Below are 18,094 nucleotides of genomic sequence, written 5' to 3'. Positions count from 1 at the left end.
GTCCCATCTTTGCGTTCAGAGCAGCGCAAGGAGGCTCCGGACATGGAACTCAACGACAAAACAATTCTCGTCACCGGCTCGACCGACGGCGTCGGCCGCGTGGTCGCCGAGCGGCTCGGCGCCGGCGGTGCCCGCGTGCTGGTGCATGGCCGCGACGAAAGCCGCGGCAAGGCGACCGTTGCCGCCATAAAGGCAAAAGGTGGCAAGGCCGAATTTCTCATCGCCGATCTTTCGTCGCTTGCCGAGGTGCGTCGCCTCGCCGAAGCGGTGCGCGCCAGGACCGATCGGCTCGACGTCCTGATCAACAATGCCGGCGTCGGCACCGGCGGCCAGGCCGCCAGCCGGCAGGTCAGCGCCGACGGCTATGAGTTGCGCTTCGCCGTCAACTATCTTGCTGGCTTCCTGCTGACGTCGGAGCTCTTGCCGCTCATCAAGGCAAGCGCGCCGGCGCGCATCGTCAACGTCGCCTCGGCCGGCCAGCAGGCGATCGACTTCGACGACGTGATGCTGACGCATGGCTATAGCGGCGTGCGCGCATACTGCCAGAGCAAGCTGGCGCAGATCCTGTTCACCATCGATCTGGCGGAGCAGCTCGACGGCACCGGCATCACGGTCAATGCTCTGCACCCGGCAAGCTACATGGACACAACGATGGTGCGGCAGGCCGGGGTCACGCCATGGAGCTCGGTCGAGACCGGCGCCGACGCCATTCTCAACCTGGCAACATCGCCGGCGCTCGAAGGCCGCAGCGGCCGTTACTTCGACGGCCAGCGGGAGTCGCGCGCCGACGCCCAGGCCTATGACGAGAAAGCCCGCCGCCGGCTGCGCGCGCTTAGCCTCGAGCTGATCGGACAATCTTCCGCAACATCCAGGGAAAAGCATTCATGAGCGAGACTATCGAACATTGCGTCATCATCGGCGGCTCGTCCGGCATCGGCCTTGCCACGGCCAAAAGGCTGGTCAGCCCCACGATGAAAGTGACGATCACCGGTCGCAACGAGGAGAAGCTGAAAAGCGCCTGGAAAAGCCTCGACGGCACCGTCGGCAAGGCAGCGTTCGATGCCACCAAGCCGGACGAGGTCCGGAATTTCTTCGAGCGCCTCGGGCCGTTCGATCACCTTGTTCTCGCCGCCAGCGGCGGCAAGGGACTGGGATCGTTCGCGACGCTCGACCTCGCCGACATCGGCAGCGGCGTCGATGAAAAGATCCGGCCGCAACTCTCCTGCCTGCAGGCGGCCCTGCCGACCTTGAACAAAGCTGGATCGGTGACTTTCATCTCGGCTGTGTCGGCGCAGATCGCCGCGCCCGGCGTCGCCGGCATCGGCGCCATCAACGGCATGCTGTTGACCGTCGCACCGATCCTGGCCGTCGAGCTGAAGCCGCTGCGCGTCAACGTCGTGGCGCCCGGCGTCATTGACACGCCCTGGTGGGACTTCTTGCCGGACGACCAGCGGCAGGCGGTGTTTGCCGAATATGCCGGCAAGACGCCGGTCGGCCGCATCGGTCGCGCCGAGGACGTCGCCGAAGCGATCGCCTTCCTGGTCTCGAACAGCTTCATGACCGGCCAGGTGCTGACCTGCGACGGAGGCCTGCGCTTTGCTGCGTGAACAGGCGCGGGGATCTCTTATCCGCGCGCCAAGCCGTTCGATCAGGCAGCCTTGGCGGCCGGCATCGGATGAATGGCGTGGAAGGGAATGCACAGCCGGTTCCAGGTGTTGATCATGCCGAGCGCGACCGAGAGGTTGACCAGTTCCTCTTCCGAGAAATGCTCGAGCGTGCGGGCGTAGAGCTCGTCCGATACGCCATTGTCGGCGATCAGCGTCACGGCTTCGGTCCATGCAAGGGCGGCTCGTTCGCGCTCTGAAAACAGCGGCGATTCCTTCCAGGCGGCGACGAGATAGAGCCGGGTCTCGGTCTCGCCGTCGCGTCGCGCCTCGCGACTATGCATTTCGACACAATATGAGCAGCCATTGATCTGCGAGGCCCTGAGCTTGATCAGGTGCAGGAGGCTCACTTCCAGCCCGCATTCGTCGACGGCCTTGTTGAGCGCCGATACCGCCTTCATGATTTCCGGCGCCTTGGCAAAGAACTGCAGTCTCGGTTTCATCGTCTTTTTCCTTTCAGGCTTGGGGTGGTTTAGAGGTTCAAATCTGCTTCGGTGAAGCGGATTTCTGGCGCCGCTGGTGACGCTCGACGAAGGCGCAACTCGCGGCATAGGATCGCGGATCGCCTTCGGCCGCGTAGTCCGCCACGATGTCGGACAGCTTCACTTCGGCGAGTGCCGCCCGGTAGGCACGCTCGGCCTTGAGCATCGCGGCATTGATGCCGCAAGGCTTCACATAGGCCGAGGCGTCGAGCTTGACCGGGCCGCGCTGGCGGATCTCGCCGCAGCGGAAGGCGGGCTCCCTGCCCTCCACTGCAAGCACAATGTCGAGCAGCGTGATGCGCTCGGCCGCCCGCGCCAGCCTGTAGCCGCCCGCCGGCCCCGGCACCGATTCCAGGATGCGCGCCGCCGTGAGCTGGTTCAGATGCTTGAGCAGGTAACTCGGCGACAGACCAAACGCCTCAGCCAACGCCGCGCCCGGCATCGTGCTGTTGCCATCGACGCTGGCCAGCGTCGCCGCGCAATGGATGGCCGCTTCGACGCCATCTCCCAGTTTCATTGTGCAGATCTCCCAATCATCGATATCTTTTATCATGGATAATTTTTATCTGCAATAGAAAAATGAAGATTGCCCGCCGATTCGCAATGACAGAGTGAGGGAGAATTGGCGCTTCGCGGGACTTGGGTTCCTCGCACCCCGCAAAGCGGGGGAGAGGTGGCCCGGCGAAGCCGGGACGGAGAGGAGGACGCCTTCTGTGAGCTCAGAGTCGGTGAAGAATGAGGTGTTAGCAAGATAAACAGGCGGTCAGGAGCCTGGACTAGTTCCCATCCGTCCCGAAGACCCCTCTCCGTCCCAGCTTCACCGGGCCACCTCTCCCCACTTCGTCTACGGCATGCACACGTTTCCAAGCGGCCTGGCCTTTGGCGATAGCGTGCATAGCAGTTTGGCGCATGCATTGTCTTATGTAGCGCTGGTCGACCCCCACTCCGTCTCGGCTTCGCCGAGCCACCTCTCCCCCGATCGACGGGGTAGAGGAAAGGCGCCAAGCTTTTTGCCGTCAACGCTCGTCCAGCAACGCTCCCTTCCTTTCCCTCCGGAGGGGGGAAAGGTGGCGCTGCGAAGCAGCGACGGATTGGGGGAACCACGTCGCAATCAAGGCTCGGCCTGATCAGTCGCGCCAGTCACAGAAGATCTGTGCCCACTACGTGGGGCGAGGAACCAATCCTACTCCGCGGCCACCTTGGCCATCGGATTGTTGGGGTGCGTGGTCCAGTTGGCGTAGACCGGCGACACCGGCAAGCCGGTGCGCTGGTCGAGCACGCCGGCGGCCAGCGGCTGCATGGTGATGCAGCCCTCCACCGGACAGACATTGACGCAAAGGTTGCAGCCGACGCATTCGGCTTCGATCACCTCGAAATGCCTGACACCGTCGACCATGCTGGTGATCGCCTGATGCGAGGTGTCCTCGCAGGCGATGTGGCAGCGGCCGCATTTGATGCAGGCATCCTGGTCGATATGCGCCTTGGCGACATAGTTGAGGTTGAGATACTGCCAGTCGGTGACATTGGGCGTGGCACGGCCGATGATGTCGGAGAGCGAGGCGTGACCCTTCTCGTCCATCCAGTTCTCCAGTCCGGCGATCATTTCCTGTACGATCTTGAAGCCATAGGTCATCGCCGCCGTGCAGACCTGCACGTTGCCGGCGCCGAGCGCCATGAATTCGGCGGCGTCGCGCCAGGTGGTGATGCCGCCGATGCCTGAGATCGGCAGGCCATGCGTTTCCGGATCGCGCGCGATCTCGGCCACCATGTTCATGGCGATCGGCTTCACCGCCGGGCCGCAATAGCCGCCATGCGAGCCCTTGCCGTCGATGGTCGGCTGCGGCGCGAAACTGTCGAGATCGACGCCGGTGATGGAGTTGATGGTGTTGATCAGTGACACCGCATCGGTGCCGCCGGCATGCGCCGCCCGGGCCGGCTTGCGGATGTCGGTGATGTTGGGCGTCAGCTTGGTGATGACCGGCATGCGCGTGTACTGTTTGCACCAGCGCACGACCATCTCGATATATTCCGGCACCTGGCCGACCGCCGAGCCCATGCCGCGCTCGCTCATGCCGTGCGGGCAGCCGAAATTGAGCTCGATTCCGTCAGCGCCGGTCTCCTCGACCAGCGGCAGGATCGCCTTCCAGCTCTCCTCCACGCAAGGCACCATGATCGAGGCGATCAGCGCCCGGTCCGGCCAGTTCATCTTCACCTGCTTCATCTCGCGCAGATTGGTCTGCAGGTCGCGGTCGGTGATCAACTCGATATTGTTCAAGCCGAGCAGCCGGCGATCGGCGCCCCAGATCGCGCCATAACGCGGGCCGTTGACGTTGACGACCGGCGGGCCCTCCTCGCCCAGCGTCTTCCACACCACGCCGCCCCAGCCGGCCTTGAAGGCGCGCTCGACATTGTAGGCCTTGTCGGTCGGCGGCGCCGAGGCCAGCCAGAACGGGTTGGGCGATTTGATGCCGACGAAATTGTTGCGGATGTCTGCCATGCTCATGCCCTCCCGTTAGAGGCCAGTGCCCGGTGGATGCTCTCGGCCGCGTCGCGCCCCTGCGCCACTGCCGAGACAGTCAAATCGTCGCCGCCGAAGATGCAGTCGCCGCCGGCCCAGACCTTGGCCAGCGAGGTGCGGCCTTCGGCATCGACCTTGATGCGGCCGCCTTCGAGCTCGATCTGTTCCGCGCTGCCGTTGAGATGCGCCGGCACGAAGCTCTGGCCGATCGCCTTGAACACCTGGTCGGCATTGAGCCGCAGCGTCTCGCCGGTGCCGACAAGCTTGTCGCCGCTCATCGCCGTGTATTCGAGCTCGATGGCCGACACCTTGCCGTTCTCGGCAATGACGCGCTTCGGCTGCAGCCAGTGGCGGATGGTGACGCCGTTGGCGGCGGCCAGATCCTGCTCGAACTCTGAAGCATTCATGTGCTCCTGGCCGCGCCGGTAGCAGATCGTCACTTCTTCGGCGCCGAGCAGCTTCGACTGCACCGCGGCGTCGATCGCCGTCATGCCGCCGCCGATGACGACGACGCGCCGGCCGACCGGCAGGCCGGAAAGATCGCTCGCCTGGCGCAGTTCCGAGATGAACTCGACGGCATTGGCGACGCCGTCGGCGTCCTCGCCATCGGCGCGCAGCGCGTTGACGCCGCCAAGCCCCATGCCGAGGAAAACCGCGTCGTAGTTGCGGATCAGGTCGGCAAGCTGGAAGTCGCGGCCGAGCGCCTTGCCGTTCTGGATGTCGATGCCGCCGATCGCGGTGACATAGTCCACTTCCGCCTGGGCGAAATCGTCGACGCTCTTATAGGCGGCGATGCCGTATTCGTTGAGCCCGCCGGCCTTCGGCCGCGCCTCGAGGATCGTCACATCATGGCCGTGGCGGGCAAGCCGATGCGCCGCCGCCAGCCCCGCCGGGCCGGCGCCGACCACGGCGATGCTCTTCCCGGTCGGTTCGGCGCGCTTGTAGAACTGCTTGCCCTCGCCCATGGCGACATCGGTGGCATAGCGCTGCAGCCGGCCGATCTGCACCGGCTTGCCTTCGGCGACCTCGCGCACGCAGGCCTCTTCGCACAGCGTCTCGGTCGGGCAGACGCGGGCGCACATGCCGCCGAGAATATTCTGGTCGAAGATCGTCTTGGCCGAACCCAGCGGATTGCCCGTCGCGATCTGCCGAATGAATAGCGGGATGTCGATCGACGTCGGGCACGCGTTCATGCACGGCGCGTCGTAGCAGAAATAGCAGCGATCGGACTCGACCAGCGCCTCGTGATGATCGAGCGGCGGATGCAGGTCGGAAAAATTGTCGGCATATTGCTCGGAAGACAGCCGGCCGCCGGCAATGCCTTCGATGAAATGACCAGTCGCCATTCCAGTTCCCCTTGTTGTCGTTTTGGGGAAGGCTAGCACGTTTTATTTTTTTATCAATTGGTCAATTTTCGGCCAAGCCACTGTATTGTTTGCGCAAAAACATGACGAATGTAGTCATGTTATAGCCGGCTCGGCAACCTTTGCTGTGTCATGGCTTGTGACGCTGTGGCCATGGATGGACCGGATCTCGTCCGCCACCAGTTCCTGCAGCCGCCACAGATTGCGGTCATGGATGCCAAAGGTCTCGAGGTGGCTGACGGTGTTGTAGAGATATTCGGCGCCAGAGCCGACATGGCCGCAGGCGCGTGCCAGTATCTTCGCCACGCTTTCCAGCGGCTGCCCGAGCGAAGTGCCCTTGCCGGTCACGCCGACCCAGAAGCCGAGCGCCCGCAAAGACCCTTGCGCCGTTCTTACCGGAACCCAGCGGACCGAGCTGACGCTTTCGTGGTCGTCGATTTCACGCCGCAGCAATCGCTCGATCTGGGCTGGTTTCTCGCCCTCCGGCAAACGATAGATGACCCCGTCGCAGCGCCCGCCCCGTTCCAGCGCCATCATTAATCCAGGCTGCTCGCGGCTGCCGCGCCAGCGCTTTATGTCGAGGCAGAACGAGCGGTGCCAGCCATGCGCGGCCGCGCGCCTTTGCTCGACCGATTCGAAGGCCGGCTTCCAGATCAGCGAGCCATAGGCGAACACCCACAGCGGACCGTCGTCGGCTTCGCCGGACAGGCGCATGGCAAGCGTCCGGAAATCATCATCGCTTAGCTGTGTCCAGCTGCCGTCGGGACCAGGGTCGACCTCGTCGCGATGGCACAAGGCCACGAGCTCAGGCGTGAGTGACATACGACGCATGAAGACAGCCCCCTCTTTGAGGCCAGCAAAGTCGAAAAGCGCCGGATACGCAAGATCGTGGGCCTAATGCATGTCAGCGAGAAGTGTGCAGCGGTTCTGGGTGACAACGACATGCATCAAGACAAGGACTTAAAGCGCGCCGCCTGAATCCGTTTCAGCGCGACGCGATTTAAGCCGCTTGCCGTCCTCGAATTCTGGCCCAGATGTCGGATTCCTGTCGTCAGGATCGTCCTAGGGTGTGTTGAGATTCAGGTCAGGCCGCGCCGAAACGGGGGTTTTCGAGAACCGGAGCGGAGCGTACTCAAGTACGTGAGCACCGGAAGCGCAGGAAACCGCCGTTTGCAGGCCGGCATCACCTGGACATCAACATACCTTAGGATGGATCGAACAACGATCGCTGCCCGAACCGGTGAGGAGACCGACCATGCCGAAATCCCCGCAACCTTTCTTCTGGTACGAGTTGATGACCACCGACCTCGACGCCGCCGAGGCTTTCTACACCGCCGTTGTCGGCTGGCGGGCCGAGCCCTTCGACAAGGCGCCCGGCATGCCCCGCTACATCGTCGTGAACTCCGCCATGCGCGGCGTCGGCGGGCTGATGACGATGCCGGAAGAGCCCGCCAAGATGGGCATGCCGCCAGCCTGGATGGGCTACATCTACACCAAGGATGCCGACGCCTCGACGCAAGCGCTCAAGGACGCCGGCGGTGCCGTCCACCGCGCGCCGGACGATATTCCGGGCGTCGGCCGCTTCGCGGTCGTTGCGGACCCGCAAGGGGCTTCCTTCATGTTCCTGCAGCCTAATCAGGCCGAGCAGCCGCCGGTGCCGGCGACCACGCCCGGCCATGTCGGTTGGCATGAGCTCTACACATCGGACTGGAAAGCCGCCTTCGATTTCTATTCCAGCCAGTTCGGCTGGGAGAGCGCCGGCCAGTTCGACATGGGCGAGATGGGCATCTACCAGACTTTTGGCGCCGGCGCCGAATCCGGCGGCGGCATCATGAACAAGCCACCGCAGATACCGGTTCCCGTCTGGCAGTTCTATTTCAACGTCGACGCCATCGACGCCGCCGCCAAGCGCGTCGCCGACAATGGCGGCAAAGTCATCATGGGTCCGATGGACGTGCCGAGCGGCCAGTGGATCATCCAGTGCCAGGACCCGCAAGGCGCGCATTTCGCGCTGCTGGCACCGGTTCGGTAATAGCACTCGGCGGGCTGCCGCTGGATCACTCCGGCGTCAGCACCGCCAGCTTCAGATCGGCCTTCTTGGCGCCGCTGAGCTGGACGACGGCCGCTCCGCCCTGGAGCTTGAAACGCACGCTTTTGCGAATGCCCGGGCAGGTCTTCACGCCGCTGAAAGCCGCCGATTTCACGATCTTGCCATCCTGCACGACATCGATCCAGGCCTCGTCGGACAGGCTGAACTGCAGCTCGCCTTCAGGCGGCACGGTCACATTTGCCGTCGCGCCGAAGGTGCCGGCTTTCGGTGCACGGTCAGGCGGCACTTCAAAGCTGACCGTGTCGATAGCCGCGAGCGAGAAATCCACCGCTTGGCCGACCGTCAGGGTGGCGCCGGACTGGGCGGCGGGCGCGGCCGGAAACAGGGCCTGCTCACGTTCAACCGGCCATTTGAAGGCGTCGCAGCCGGTATCCGCGGCTGCGGCGAAGCTGGTGCCTGCAAGGATTGCGAATAGGCTGAGGGCGACTTTTCTCATGGTTAAGGGACCTGCCTGGTTTGATGAGTCACCCCTATTCATACAACCATAAGGATACATATGCAACCATAGAGAGAAGAAATATGGGGATTGAAGCCATTTCCACTCACCGATTGTTGATGGCAGGCCACGGGAAGTGAGTGGTCCGTCGCCGGGCGATAATCTAAGGCCCGAGCGGGATAAAACGGAGTTCTAGATGAAGCTTTTCGAAAACCTAGCTCAGTACAGCCCGCAGGCGCTGGGTGTGTTGCGCATCATGACCGCCTTGCAATTCATCGAACATGGCTCGCAGAAGCTGTTCAACTTCCCGGCCGCTGCCGAGCCACATGCCCTCACCGGGTTGACGACGGCTGCCGGCATTCTCGAATTCGCCGGCGGCATCCTGCTGGCGCTCGGCCTCTTCACCCGCCCGGTCGCTTTCCTCCTGGCCGGCGAAATGGCGATCGCCTATTTCATGGCGCACATGCCGCGCGACTTCTTCCCCGTCAACAACGGCGGCGACGCGGCGATCTCCTTCTGTTTCATCTTCCTCTATCTGATCTTCGCCGGGGCCGGCGCCTTCGCGCTGGATAACCGCCGCAGCGCCTGAAGCATCGAAGGGTGCGCGCCTGGAGGCTTTTTGTTTTGACGCAATTCCGGATCGGAAACCGCTTCGCACTTTTCCTGGAATTGCTCTAGAGCATGATCCCGAAAAGTGGGAACCGGTTTTCGGAAAAGATCATGCTCCAACAAAGAGTTAGAGCAGGATGACGATTCAACGAAACGTCATCCTGCTCTAGCCGCGCATCCGCTCGAAATTGGCGTCGTACAGCGGCGCCGCCTGGATGCGCGCCGCATGGCGCTTGCCGAGGATCTCGATCTCGAAACCGTCCGGTCTGTCGGCGATCTCCTTGGGCACATAGCCCATAGCGACCGACTTCTTCGAATGATGCGCATAGCCGCCCGAGGTGACCCAGCCGCGCACAACGCCGTCATGCCAGATCGCCTCGTCACCGATCACATCGGCATCGGTGGCGTCGACGATGAAGCAGCGCAGCCTGAGCTTGCCGCCGTCTTTGCGCTCGGTAAGTGCTGCTTCCTTGCCGATGAAATCAGCCTCCTTGCCATAGGCGACGAAGCGGTCGAGCCCGGCCTCAAGCGGCCCATAGATCGGCCGGTACTCGCGCGCCCATGAGCCATAGTTCTTCTCGAGTCTCAGCGCATTGAGCGCGCGCGAGCCGAACAGGCCGATGCCTGACGCTTCGCCCGCGGCCAGCAGCGCCTGGTATGCGGCGCGCTGATATTCGGGCGCTACCCAGATCTCGTAGCCGAGATCGCCGGTGTAGCTGACGCGGCCGACCAGGCATGGCGCCATGCCGATATCCATCCGCGCAACCGCCATGAAAGGGAACGCCGCGTTGGAGACATCGGCGCGGGTGACCTTGGCGAGCACTTCCCTCGCTTTCGGTCCGGCGATCGCAAGGCCGGTGAGCTTCTGCCCCAGCGCCTCGATCCGCACCGAGCCGTCCTTGGGCAGATGCGTCTCGAACCAGCGCATGTGGTATTGCTCGGCGATGCCGGAGCCGGCGATGAACCACTCTGCGTCGTCGATGTTGGCCAAAGTGAAATCGCCGATCAGTCTGCCGTCGTCCTTCAGCATCGGCGCCAGGGTCATGCGGCCGCGCTTTGGCAGCCTGCAGGCAAGCATGCGGTCGAGCCAGGCGGCCGCGCCCTCGCCGGTCACCTTGTATTTGGCGAAGTTCGAGATCTCCGACAGGCCGACGCCGTCGCGCACCGCCGCGACTTCCTTGGCAACATGGTCGAAGTCGGTCGAGCGCCGCCACGAGAACTCGTCCTTGACGCCGTCCGGCGCATACCAGAGCGGCACTTCGAGCCCATAGGACACGCCCCATTGCGCGCCCTTGGCCGACAGCGTGTCATAGAGAGGCGTCGTCTTCAGCGGCCGCCCGGCCGGCAGTTCCTCATTCGGGAAGCGGATCGAGAAACGACGCGAATAATTCTCGCGCACCTTGGCGTTGGTGTAGGCCATGGTCGCCCAGTCGCCGTAGCGCGCCACGTCCATCGCCCAGATGTCGGCGCCCGGATCACCCTCGATCATCCAGTTGGAGAGCGCGAGCCCCACGCCGCCGCCCTGGCTGAATCCGGCCATGATGCCGCAGGCGACCCAGAAGCCCGGCAGGCCGCGCACCGGGCCGACCAGCGGATTGCCGTCCGGCGCAAAGGTGAAGGGGCCGTTGATGATCTGCTTGATGCCGGTTTTCTGGAAAGCGGGGAAATGGCGGAAGCCGACTTCGAGCGACGGCGCGATGCGGTCGATGTCCGGCTCCAGGAGCTCATGGCCGAAATTCCAGGGTGTCTGGAACTCGGACCAGACCTTGTTGGCCTTCTCGTAAGTGCCCATCAGCATGCCGCCGCGCTCCTGGCGCAGATAGAGCTCACCGTCGAAATCGACCGCGTGTATGATCTCGGTGCCGGTCTTCTTGTTCCAGTCGGCGACTTCCGGCATGTCCTCGGTGATCAGGTACATGTGCTCCATGGCCAGCACCGGCAGCTCGAGCCCGACCATGCGGCCGACCTCGCGCGCCCACAGACCGCCGGCATTGACGACGTGCTCGGCAATGATATCCCCCTTGTTGGTGATGATCCGCCACAGCCCGTCGGGACGGCGCACGATGTCCTCGACCTTGGTGAAGCGCTCGACCTCGGCCCCCAGTTTCCGCGCCGCCTTGGCATAGGCATGCGTCACGCCGGACGGGTCGAGATGGCCGTCCTCCTTGTTGCGGACGGCGCCGACAAACTGGCTGGGATCGATGAGCGGCATCAGTTCCGCCGCTTCCTTGGCCGAGATCACTTCGAGGTCGATGCCGAGATAGCGGCCCTTGGACACCACGCCGCGCAGCCAGTCGAGCCGCGCTTCGGTCGCCGCTAGTAGCACGCCGCCCGTGAGGTGCACGCCGGTGGCCTGCCCCGACAGTTCCTCGATCTCCTTGTAGAGCGAGATCGTGTATTTCTGCAGCTTGGCGACGTTGGGGTCGCCGTTGATGGTGTGCATGCCGCCGGCCGCATGCCAGGTCGACCCCGACGTCAGTTCGTCGCGCTCCAGAAGCACGACGTCGGTCCAGCCATGGCGGGCAAGATGGAACAGCACCGAGCATCCGACGACACCGCCACCGATGACCACGACCTTTGCATGCGACTTCATGGACTTTTCTCGTTGGTTCAGTGAGTTGAGAGATTGAAATGAATCAGGATGGGAAGCTGTTCCCTCACGGCTCACCCTGCCCGATCGCTTCCTTGCGGCGCGCCATATAGGCTTCGAGCGCCTCGCGCACCGCGGGATCCATGGCCGGCTGGACATATTCCTCCAGCGCCTTCTTCCACAGCCGCGTCGCGCGCGCCGTCGTGTCGAGCGCACCCGCCTCCTGCCAGGCCTCGTAATTCTGCCAGTTGGAAAGCATCGGCTGGTAGAAGGCGGTGGCGTAGCGCTCCAGCGTGTGCGGCTCGCCGAAGAAGTGGCCGCCGGTCGGCACCGCGCCGAGCGCCTCGACCGCAAGTTCCGCCTCGTCGACGACGATCGGCCGCAGGAACTCCATCATGTGCTGGATCATCTCGACATCGATGATGAGCTTTTCGAACGACGCCGTCAGCCCGCCTTCCTGCCACCCGGCAGCGTGGTAGACGAGATTGCCGTGGCCGAGCACCGCGCCCCACAGAGCCATCATCGTCTCGTAGGCGCCCTGCACATCGGCGGCGTTGGAGGCCGAGCCAGGCGTCGTGCGGTAAGGCAATTTGTAACGCCGCGCCAACTGCCCGGAAGCGATGTTGGCCTTGGTGTTTTCTGGCGTACCGAAGGCGGGCGCGCCCGACTTCATGTCGACATTGGAGGTGAAGGCGCCATACATCACCGGTGCGCCCGGACGCACCAGCTGCGTCAGTACGATGCCGAACAGCGCCTCGGCGTTCTGCTGCGCCAGCGCGCCGGCCAGCGTCACCGGGCTCATCGCCCCCATCAGCGTGAACGGCGTCACCGCCACCGACTGGCCGTATTCGGCCATCGTCATCAACCCTTCGGCCATCATCTCGTCGAAGCGGCGCGGCGAGTTGACCGAAATGATGGTGGTGACGCCGGGATCCTCTCCCATCTGCTCAAGCGTCAGCCCGCGCGCGATCGCCATCATCTCGATGCCGTCTAGCGCCCTGCCCCGCCCGATCGCCGAGACGTGGAAGCATTTGTCGGTCAGCGTCAGATTGGCGAAATAGGTATCCATATGCCTGGTGTTCGCCGGCAGCTCGACCGGGGCGCAGACCTGGTTGCCAAGCATGTGGATGCAGTTGAAATGCTGCGCCAGCCGGACGAGGTCCGAGTAGTCGGCAAGGTTGCCGGCGCGGCGGCCGCGTTCCATGTCATGCACATTGGGCGGCCCGGCGACGAGCGTGAAGTTGATGGTGCTGCCGCCAAGATGGATGGCGTGGTCCGGGTTTCGGGGCGTCAGCGTATAGGCCGAGCGCGTCGACTTCAGCGCCTCCTCGACCATGCCGCGATCGACGCGCACATTCATCGAGCCGTGGTCGACCTTGGCGCCGGCGCGCTCGAACAGCGACAGGGCGCGTGCGCTCATCACCTCGATGCCGAAATTCTCCAGTATGTGCATCGATGCCTGGTGGATGGCCTCGATCTGGTCGGCCGACAGCAGCGCCATGGGCGGATAGGGATTCTCCACCCGCCGCGCCGGCAGTTGCGGGATGGCGGCTGGTCCCCGGTTGCTGGTGCGCTCGGCGCCGCGCTTGCGTCTTGGTTCGCTCATGCGCGCATCAGAGCGCCGGCATCGCATGCGAGCTGTCAGGAATTCGCCATTTGCCGGCGTGATTTTAGCCAAGGCGGCATTTTTCAAAATTGAGGAAAAGAATAGCGACACGAGTAGTCGTGATATCGATACTTAGCTTTTTCGCGCCTCCCACCCCTCGTTAAGAAAGCGCGCAACACTCCTTTTATGATTTCGGCCTATTCGTCTTCCAATGCGTAGGTCGAGTTTTAGTAAAATTGTCGCTGTCTCGGTGCTGCTGGCGCTTTCGGCCTGCGCGACGGCGCCCAGTCATATCAACAATGTCTGCGCGGTCTTCGACCAGAATGACGGCTGGTTCGACAACTGGCAGTCCGCCGCCGAACGGACCGAGCGGAAATACGGCGTTCCCGTCCCCGTGCTGATGGCGACGGTGCGCAAGGAATCCGGCTTCAAGAGCAATGCCCGCCCGCCGCGCACCAAGCTGCTCGGCTTCATCCCGTGGACGCATGTCTCGAGCGCCACCGGCTACTCGCAGGCGCTCGACGGCACATGGTCGCAATATCAAAGCGAGACCGGCAACTGGGCGGCGCGCCGCACGCGCTTTGCCGACGCCATCGATTTCGTCGGCTGGTACCACTCAAAGACGGCCGACACGTTCGGCGTCGCCCGCAACGACACCTACAATCTCTATCTGGCCTATTATCTCGGCTGGACCGCCTATGGCCGCGGCAACCGCGGCGATGGCGGCGTTCAAAACTACGCGCGCGCCACCGACCAGATGGCGCGCGATTACGCCGCGCAGATGCGGCAGTGCGGCAACTAGTTCCTCAACACGGTGATTTTGAAAGATTGAAGGCTTGTCGGGCAAGGCTATCAACGCAAACGCTGGCGATGAGCTGAGGCTCCTGAACCTCGTCCTTCTAGGGCGGAGCAAGGAGCGTAGCGACGCGCGCAGACCCTAGAATCCATTCCGTTACCTAGACCGAAGTGTGCAACGGTGCAGAATTTCTGCCGCCGCGGCGCTTCCATGTCACGGCATGGATCCTCGGGTCTGCGCGCGTCGCTACGCTCCTTGCTCCGCCCGTGGATGACGATCGCGATAGGCGTCTCGGCCAATCGCCAAGGCATGGGCTTTGCCAACGCACACATAACCAACCGGTCAAACTTCTATGTTAAGGAACCGGGTCTAGTGCCGCCTTGTCGTGTCCTTCGGCCTTGAGACACCGGTTTCCGAATCCTCGTCGCGCACTTCGTGGCGACGGGCTTTGAGCACCTCGTCGTTCTCCTCGACGCCCTTTCCGATCGCATCGGCCTCCGCGCTGGCGTTTTTGCCGTCGGGCCGCTGCGGCGGCGAACCGGCAAAGCCTGGCCCCTCGCCGTGCGGCGGATCATCCGGCACGCCTTCACGCGCGGCATGTTCCTTGTCGAACTTGATGACCGGTTCCATCTTGGCCAGGACATCGTCCGAGAGCCAGCACAGGCTCATATGGCCGTTGCCGAGATTCTTCACCGGCGGCACCTTCGTCTCGCACAGATTGTCGGGCACCAGCCTCTTGTAGCCGCATCGCGTCTGGAACGGGCAGCCGGTCGGCGGGTTCATCGCCGACGGGATGTCGCCTTCCAGCACGATGTGCTTCTTGACCACGCTGGTGTCGGCGATCGGGATCGCCGACAGCAATGCCTCGGTATAGGGGTGGTAAGGCGGCGAGAAGATCTGATCGGTCGTGCCTTGCTCGACGATGTAGCCGAGATACATGACGACGACGCGGTCGGCGATGTAGCGCACCACCGACAGATCGTGGCTGATGAACAGCATCGTGGTCTTGTTCTTGCGCTGGATGTCCATCAACAGCTCGGTCACCGCCGCCTGCACCGAGACGTCGAGCGCCGAGACCGGCTCGTCGGCCACCACCACCTTGGCGTCGCCGGCAAAGGCGCGCGCGACGCCGATACGCTGCTTCTGCCCGCCCGACAACTGGCGCGGCTTGCGCGTTTCGAAGGCGCGCGGCAGCTTCACCAGGTCGAGCAGTTCCAGCATCCGCTGGCGCCGCTCGGCGACCGTCTTGCCGACTTTGAACTTCTCCAGCGTGCGGATGATCTGCGAGCCGACCGTGTGGCTGGGGTTCAGCGTGTCGAACGGATTCTGGAACACCATCTGGATCGAAGACACCGTCTCGACATTGCGGCGCTCGATGCCGGTCGACTGGATCTCCTTGTTGCCCAGCGTCACGGTGCCGGAGCTTGCGGTCTCGAGGCCCAACAACACCTTGGCGAGCGTCGACTTACCGCAGCCGGATTCGCCGACGATCGCGACCGTCTCGGATTCGCGCGCGGTGAACGAGATCGTCTCGTTTGCCTTGACGACGCGGCCTTCGCTGGAGCCGAACACCTCGCTGCCGCCGACCTTGTAGTATTTCTTGAGATCGTCGATCTTGAGCACCGGCGCGCCGGGCTCGACCTTTTCGTTGACCTTCTTGGCACCGGGCGGCAGCGCCTCCCAGTCGATCTCGTTGAACCGCACGCAGCGCGAGAAATGGCCCTCATGGCCCTCGACCGGGATCATCGGGATTTCCGCGGCGTTGCAGACGCCCTCGACGAAATGGTGGCAGCGTGGCCCGAAATTGCAGCCCTTCGGCCGCTCATGCGGCAGCGGCAACTGTCCAGGAATGGAGATCAGCGGCCGCGAGTTCTTGTCGGCGCCAGGCAGCGGGATCGAGCGGAACAGCCCTTGCGTGTAGGGGTGGCGCATCCGGTCGAACACGTCCTCGATCTTGCCGGTCTCGACCGCCTCGCCCGAATACATCACCGTGATCTTGTCGCAGGTCTCGAGGATGAGGCCGAGATTGTGCGACACGAAGATCATCGAGGTGCCGAACTTCTCGCCCAGACCTTTGACCAGCTCGACGATGCCGGCCTCGACGGTGACGTCGAGCGCGGTCGTCGGCTCGTCGAGCAACAAGAGCGCCGGCTTGGAAAGCAGCGCCATGGCGATGACGATGCGCTGCTGTTGGCCGCCGGAAAGCTGGTGCGGATAGGAGCGCATCATGCGCTCCGGGTCGGGCAGCTTCACCGCCCGCACCATCTCCAGGGCGCGGTTGTAGGCCTCTTCCTTCGACACCTTGTCGTGGATCAGCGGCACTTCCATCAGCTGCTGGCCGATCTTCATCGCCGGGTTGAGGCTCGCCATCGGCTCCTGGTAGATCATGGCTATCTTGTTGCCGCGGATCGAGCGCAGCTCATCTTCGGAGAGCTCGCCCATGTCCTTGCCCTGGAACTTGATCTTTCCGCCGACGATCTTCCCGATGTTGGAGAGGTCGCGCATGATCCCGAGCGACACGGTCGACTTGCCGCAGCCGGACTCGCCGACGATGCCCATCGCCTCGCCGGGCATGACCGTGCAGGAAAAATCCATCACGGCCGGGATCTCGCCCTTGCGGGTGAAGAAGGAGATCGAGAGGTTCTCGATCTCGATGATCGGCTGACTGGTCGCCTTGGCTGGATCTCGAACTGCCTCGTTCATGGGTCGCTCCAATCCTTGGTCCTTGGAAGATGGGGCCAAAAACCCCGCCATCAATCTTTCATCGACTGTTCACGCAGCGAATCCGCCAACAGATTCAGCCCCAGCACGAACGACATCAGCGCGATCGTCGGCGGCAGCGCCGGGTGGATGAAGGACCGCAAGAGGCGGCTGGCGTCCTTGATCGCGGTGCCCCAGTCGGGGCTTTCCGGCGCCAGGCCCAAGCCGAAATAGCCGAGCGTTCCGAGCAGGATCGTCGTGTAGCCGATGCGCAGGCAGGCATCGACGATCAGCGGACCGCGCGCATTGGGCAGGATCTCCCACAGCATGATGTACCAGGGCGATTCACCGCGCGTCTGCGCCGCCGCCACATAGTCGCGCGTCTTGATGTCCATGGTCAGCCCGCGCACGATGCGGAACACGCCCGGGCTGGAGGCGAACACCACCGCCACGAAGATGTTGAGCTGGTTGGGATCGATATGGACGATGCGCAGCGGATCCTTGTCGAAGACGAGGCCCGTATAGATCCAGCCGCCTAGGACCAGCGTGATGCCGAGCAGGATATAGAGCCGGTCCGGTCGGTTCTTGTAGCGGGTCCAGAACAGCACGCAGAAGAAGATGATCGGGAACAGGAAGAACAGTCCCGCCATCCCATAGGGGATCGGCGTGTCCATGATGCCCGGCGTCACCAGCAGGTAAAACAGGAGGATGACCGGGAAGGCCAGCACCAGATTGGCAAGGAACGACAAGAGCGTGTCGATCTTGCCGCCATAATAACCAGCCGGCAGGCCGAGCGTGATGCCGACCATCAGCGCGAAGCCGGTGGCGGCCGGCGCGATGATCAGCACGATCTGGCTGCCATAGACCATCCGCGAGAACACGTCGCGGGCGAGCTTGTCGCCGCCGAAATAATAGACGAGCTTCGACGCCGGCTCGATCGCCCCGGGCAGCGTGTCCTTCATCACCGAGACCTGCGCCAGCGGATCGAAGGGCGAGATGGTGGAGGCGAAGATCGCCGTGAACAGCCAGAACAGGCAGATGAAGACGCCGGCAATGCCGACGCCGCTGTCGAAGAGCTGGCCGTAGAGCCCGAGCCGCTTCTTGTAGGTAAAGCTGGCGCCCATCACCAGGATGAGCCCGACCCACACCGGCCAGAACCGCCAGAGCACGCCGATAACCACGTTGAAGGCGCTGATATATTCGGTTTGCATCGGCCCCT

At 63.5% G+C, this 18,094-nt stretch carries 15 protein-coding genes; 5 read left to right on the top strand and 10 right to left on the bottom strand.

From position 1 onward, the window contains the following. The first annotated feature begins 42 nt into the window (after positions 1-42). Positions 43-888 carry an SDR family oxidoreductase gene (locus FJ423_RS04605; protein ID WP_140839611.1) on the top strand — a complete coding sequence of 282 codons (846 nt, stop codon included), beginning with the start codon at positions 43-45 and terminating at the stop codon, positions 886-888. Next, on the top strand, positions 885-1,607 hold the full coding sequence (locus FJ423_RS04600; RefSeq protein WP_140839610.1) for an SDR family oxidoreductase: 723 nt from the start codon (positions 885-887) through the stop codon (positions 1,605-1,607). The genes FJ423_RS04605 and FJ423_RS04600 overlap by 4 nt, the downstream gene beginning before the upstream one ends. 41 nt (positions 1,608-1,648) lie before the next feature. Here the strand turns inward: FJ423_RS04600 and FJ423_RS04595 are convergent, their stop codons facing one another. The 5 genes from FJ423_RS04595 to FJ423_RS04575 form a co-directional block, all read right to left on the bottom strand. Continuing rightward, positions 1,649-2,107, bottom strand: a complete 459-nt coding sequence (locus FJ423_RS04595) for a carboxymuconolactone decarboxylase family protein (protein WP_140839609.1) — start codon at positions 2,105-2,107, stop codon at positions 1,649-1,651. A 37-nt stretch (positions 2,108-2,144) separates the two neighbouring features. Further along, positions 2,145-2,663: an Rrf2 family transcriptional regulator gene (locus FJ423_RS04590; protein ID WP_140839607.1), complete on the bottom strand. Its 519-nt coding sequence runs from the start codon at positions 2,661-2,663 to the stop codon at positions 2,145-2,147. 666 nt (positions 2,664-3,329) lie between these two features. Continuing rightward, positions 3,330-4,643, bottom strand: a complete 1,314-nt coding sequence (gene preA, locus FJ423_RS04585) for an NAD-dependent dihydropyrimidine dehydrogenase subunit PreA (protein ID WP_140839605.1) — start codon at positions 4,641-4,643, stop codon at positions 3,330-3,332. Positions 4,644-4,645: 2 nt separating this feature from the next. After that, on the bottom strand, positions 4,646-6,010 hold the full coding sequence (locus tag FJ423_RS04580; RefSeq protein WP_140839603.1) for an NAD(P)-dependent oxidoreductase: 1,365 nt from the start codon (positions 6,008-6,010) through the stop codon (positions 4,646-4,648). A gap of 114 nt (positions 6,011-6,124) precedes the next feature. Further along, entirely contained in the window at positions 6,125-6,859 is a 735-nt protein-coding gene (locus FJ423_RS04575) for a gamma-glutamylcyclotransferase (RefSeq protein WP_140839601.1), read from the bottom strand. Positions 6,860-7,283: 424 nt separating this feature from the next. On the opposite strand from FJ423_RS04575, the gene FJ423_RS04570 reads away from it, so the two are divergent. Then, positions 7,284-8,060 (top strand): VOC family protein, encoded by a 777-nt coding sequence (locus FJ423_RS04570; RefSeq protein WP_140839599.1) that lies wholly within the window; start codon positions 7,284-7,286, stop codon positions 8,058-8,060. A gap of 25 nt (positions 8,061-8,085) precedes the next feature. Here FJ423_RS04570 and FJ423_RS04565 read toward each other — a convergent pair whose 3' ends face one another. After that, positions 8,086-8,574, bottom strand: a complete 489-nt coding sequence (locus FJ423_RS04565) for a hypothetical protein (RefSeq protein ID WP_140839597.1) — start codon at positions 8,572-8,574, stop codon at positions 8,086-8,088. Positions 8,575-8,770: 196 nt separating this feature from the next. On the opposite strand from FJ423_RS04565, the gene FJ423_RS04560 reads away from it, so the two are divergent. Further along, on the top strand, positions 8,771-9,163 hold the full coding sequence (locus FJ423_RS04560; RefSeq protein ID WP_140839595.1) for a DoxX family protein: 393 nt from the start codon (positions 8,771-8,773) through the stop codon (positions 9,161-9,163). 186 nt (positions 9,164-9,349) lie between these two features. Here the strand turns inward: FJ423_RS04560 and FJ423_RS04555 are convergent, their stop codons facing one another. Further along, positions 9,350-11,776 carry an FAD-dependent oxidoreductase gene (locus FJ423_RS04555; protein ID WP_140839593.1) on the bottom strand — a complete coding sequence of 809 codons (2,427 nt, stop codon included), beginning with the start codon at positions 11,774-11,776 and terminating at the stop codon, positions 9,350-9,352. A 64-nt stretch (positions 11,777-11,840) separates the two neighbouring features. Next, complete coding sequence (locus FJ423_RS04550; protein WP_140839591.1) at positions 11,841-13,379, bottom strand: trimethylamine methyltransferase family protein; 1,539 nt, start codon at positions 13,377-13,379, stop codon at positions 11,841-11,843. Between the two features lie 211 nt (positions 13,380-13,590). Between FJ423_RS04550 and FJ423_RS04545 the strand changes: the two genes are divergently transcribed. Further along, on the top strand, positions 13,591-14,181 hold the full coding sequence (locus tag FJ423_RS04545; RefSeq protein ID WP_095768936.1) for a hypothetical protein: 591 nt from the start codon (positions 13,591-13,593) through the stop codon (positions 14,179-14,181). 363 nt (positions 14,182-14,544) lie between these two features. Here FJ423_RS04545 and FJ423_RS04540 read toward each other — a convergent pair whose 3' ends face one another. Both FJ423_RS04540 and FJ423_RS04535 read right to left on the bottom strand, forming a co-directional pair. Further along, the gene (locus tag FJ423_RS04540) at positions 14,545-16,878 is read right to left on the bottom strand and encodes an ABC transporter ATP-binding protein (protein WP_140839589.1); all 2,334 of its coding nucleotides are present in this window, start codon (positions 16,876-16,878) and stop codon (positions 14,545-14,547) included. A 50-nt stretch (positions 16,879-16,928) separates the two neighbouring features. Further along, entirely contained in the window at positions 16,929-18,086 is a 1,158-nt protein-coding gene (locus tag FJ423_RS04535) for an ABC transporter permease (protein ID WP_140839587.1), read from the bottom strand. Positions 18,087-18,094: the final 8 nt, after the last annotated feature.

Source organism: Mesorhizobium sp. B2-8-9, from assembly GCF_006439475.1.
Lineage (GTDB): Bacteria > Pseudomonadota > Alphaproteobacteria > Rhizobiales > Rhizobiaceae > Mesorhizobium.
This window is presented reverse-complemented; position numbering and strand designations above follow the sequence as displayed.

Excerpts from the sequence above, each read along its gene's own strand:
- FJ423_RS04535 (WP_140839587.1), bottom strand. The coding sequence starts at position 18,086 with ATGCAAACCGAATATATCAGCGCCTTCAACGTGGTTATCGGCGTGCTC.
- FJ423_RS04570 (WP_140839599.1), top strand. The coding sequence starts at position 7,284 with ATGCCGAAATCCCCGCAACCTTTCTTCTGGTACGAGTTGATGACCACC.
- FJ423_RS04545 (WP_095768936.1), top strand. The coding sequence starts at position 13,591 with ATGCGTAGGTCGAGTTTTAGTAAAATTGTCGCTGTCTCGGTGCTGCTG.
- FJ423_RS04575 (WP_140839601.1), bottom strand. The coding sequence starts at position 6,859 with ATGCGTCGTATGTCACTCACGCCTGAGCTCGTGGCCTTGTGCCATCGC.
- FJ423_RS04565 (WP_140839597.1), bottom strand. The coding sequence starts at position 8,574 with ATGAGAAAAGTCGCCCTCAGCCTATTCGCAATCCTTGCAGGCACCAGC.
- FJ423_RS04540 (WP_140839589.1), bottom strand. The coding sequence starts at position 16,878 with ATGAACGAGGCAGTTCGAGATCCAGCCAAGGCGACCAGTCAGCCGATC.
- FJ423_RS04555 (WP_140839593.1), bottom strand. The coding sequence starts at position 11,776 with ATGAAGTCGCATGCAAAGGTCGTGGTCATCGGTGGCGGTGTCGTCGGA.
- FJ423_RS04600 (WP_140839610.1), top strand. The coding sequence starts at position 885 with ATGAGCGAGACTATCGAACATTGCGTCATCATCGGCGGCTCGTCCGGC.
- FJ423_RS04580 (WP_140839603.1), bottom strand. The coding sequence starts at position 6,010 with ATGGCGACTGGTCATTTCATCGAAGGCATTGCCGGCGGCCGGCTGTCT.
- FJ423_RS04590 (WP_140839607.1), bottom strand. The coding sequence starts at position 2,663 with ATGAAACTGGGAGATGGCGTCGAAGCGGCCATCCATTGCGCGGCGACG.
- FJ423_RS04595 (WP_140839609.1), bottom strand. The coding sequence starts at position 2,107 with ATGAAACCGAGACTGCAGTTCTTTGCCAAGGCGCCGGAAATCATGAAG.
- preA (WP_140839605.1), bottom strand. The coding sequence starts at position 4,643 with ATGGCAGACATCCGCAACAATTTCGTCGGCATCAAATCGCCCAACCCG.
- FJ423_RS04560 (WP_140839595.1), top strand. The coding sequence starts at position 8,771 with ATGAAGCTTTTCGAAAACCTAGCTCAGTACAGCCCGCAGGCGCTGGGT.
- FJ423_RS04550 (WP_140839591.1), bottom strand. The coding sequence starts at position 13,379 with ATGAGCGAACCAAGACGCAAGCGCGGCGCCGAGCGCACCAGCAACCGG.
- FJ423_RS04605 (WP_140839611.1), top strand. The coding sequence starts at position 43 with ATGGAACTCAACGACAAAACAATTCTCGTCACCGGCTCGACCGACGGC.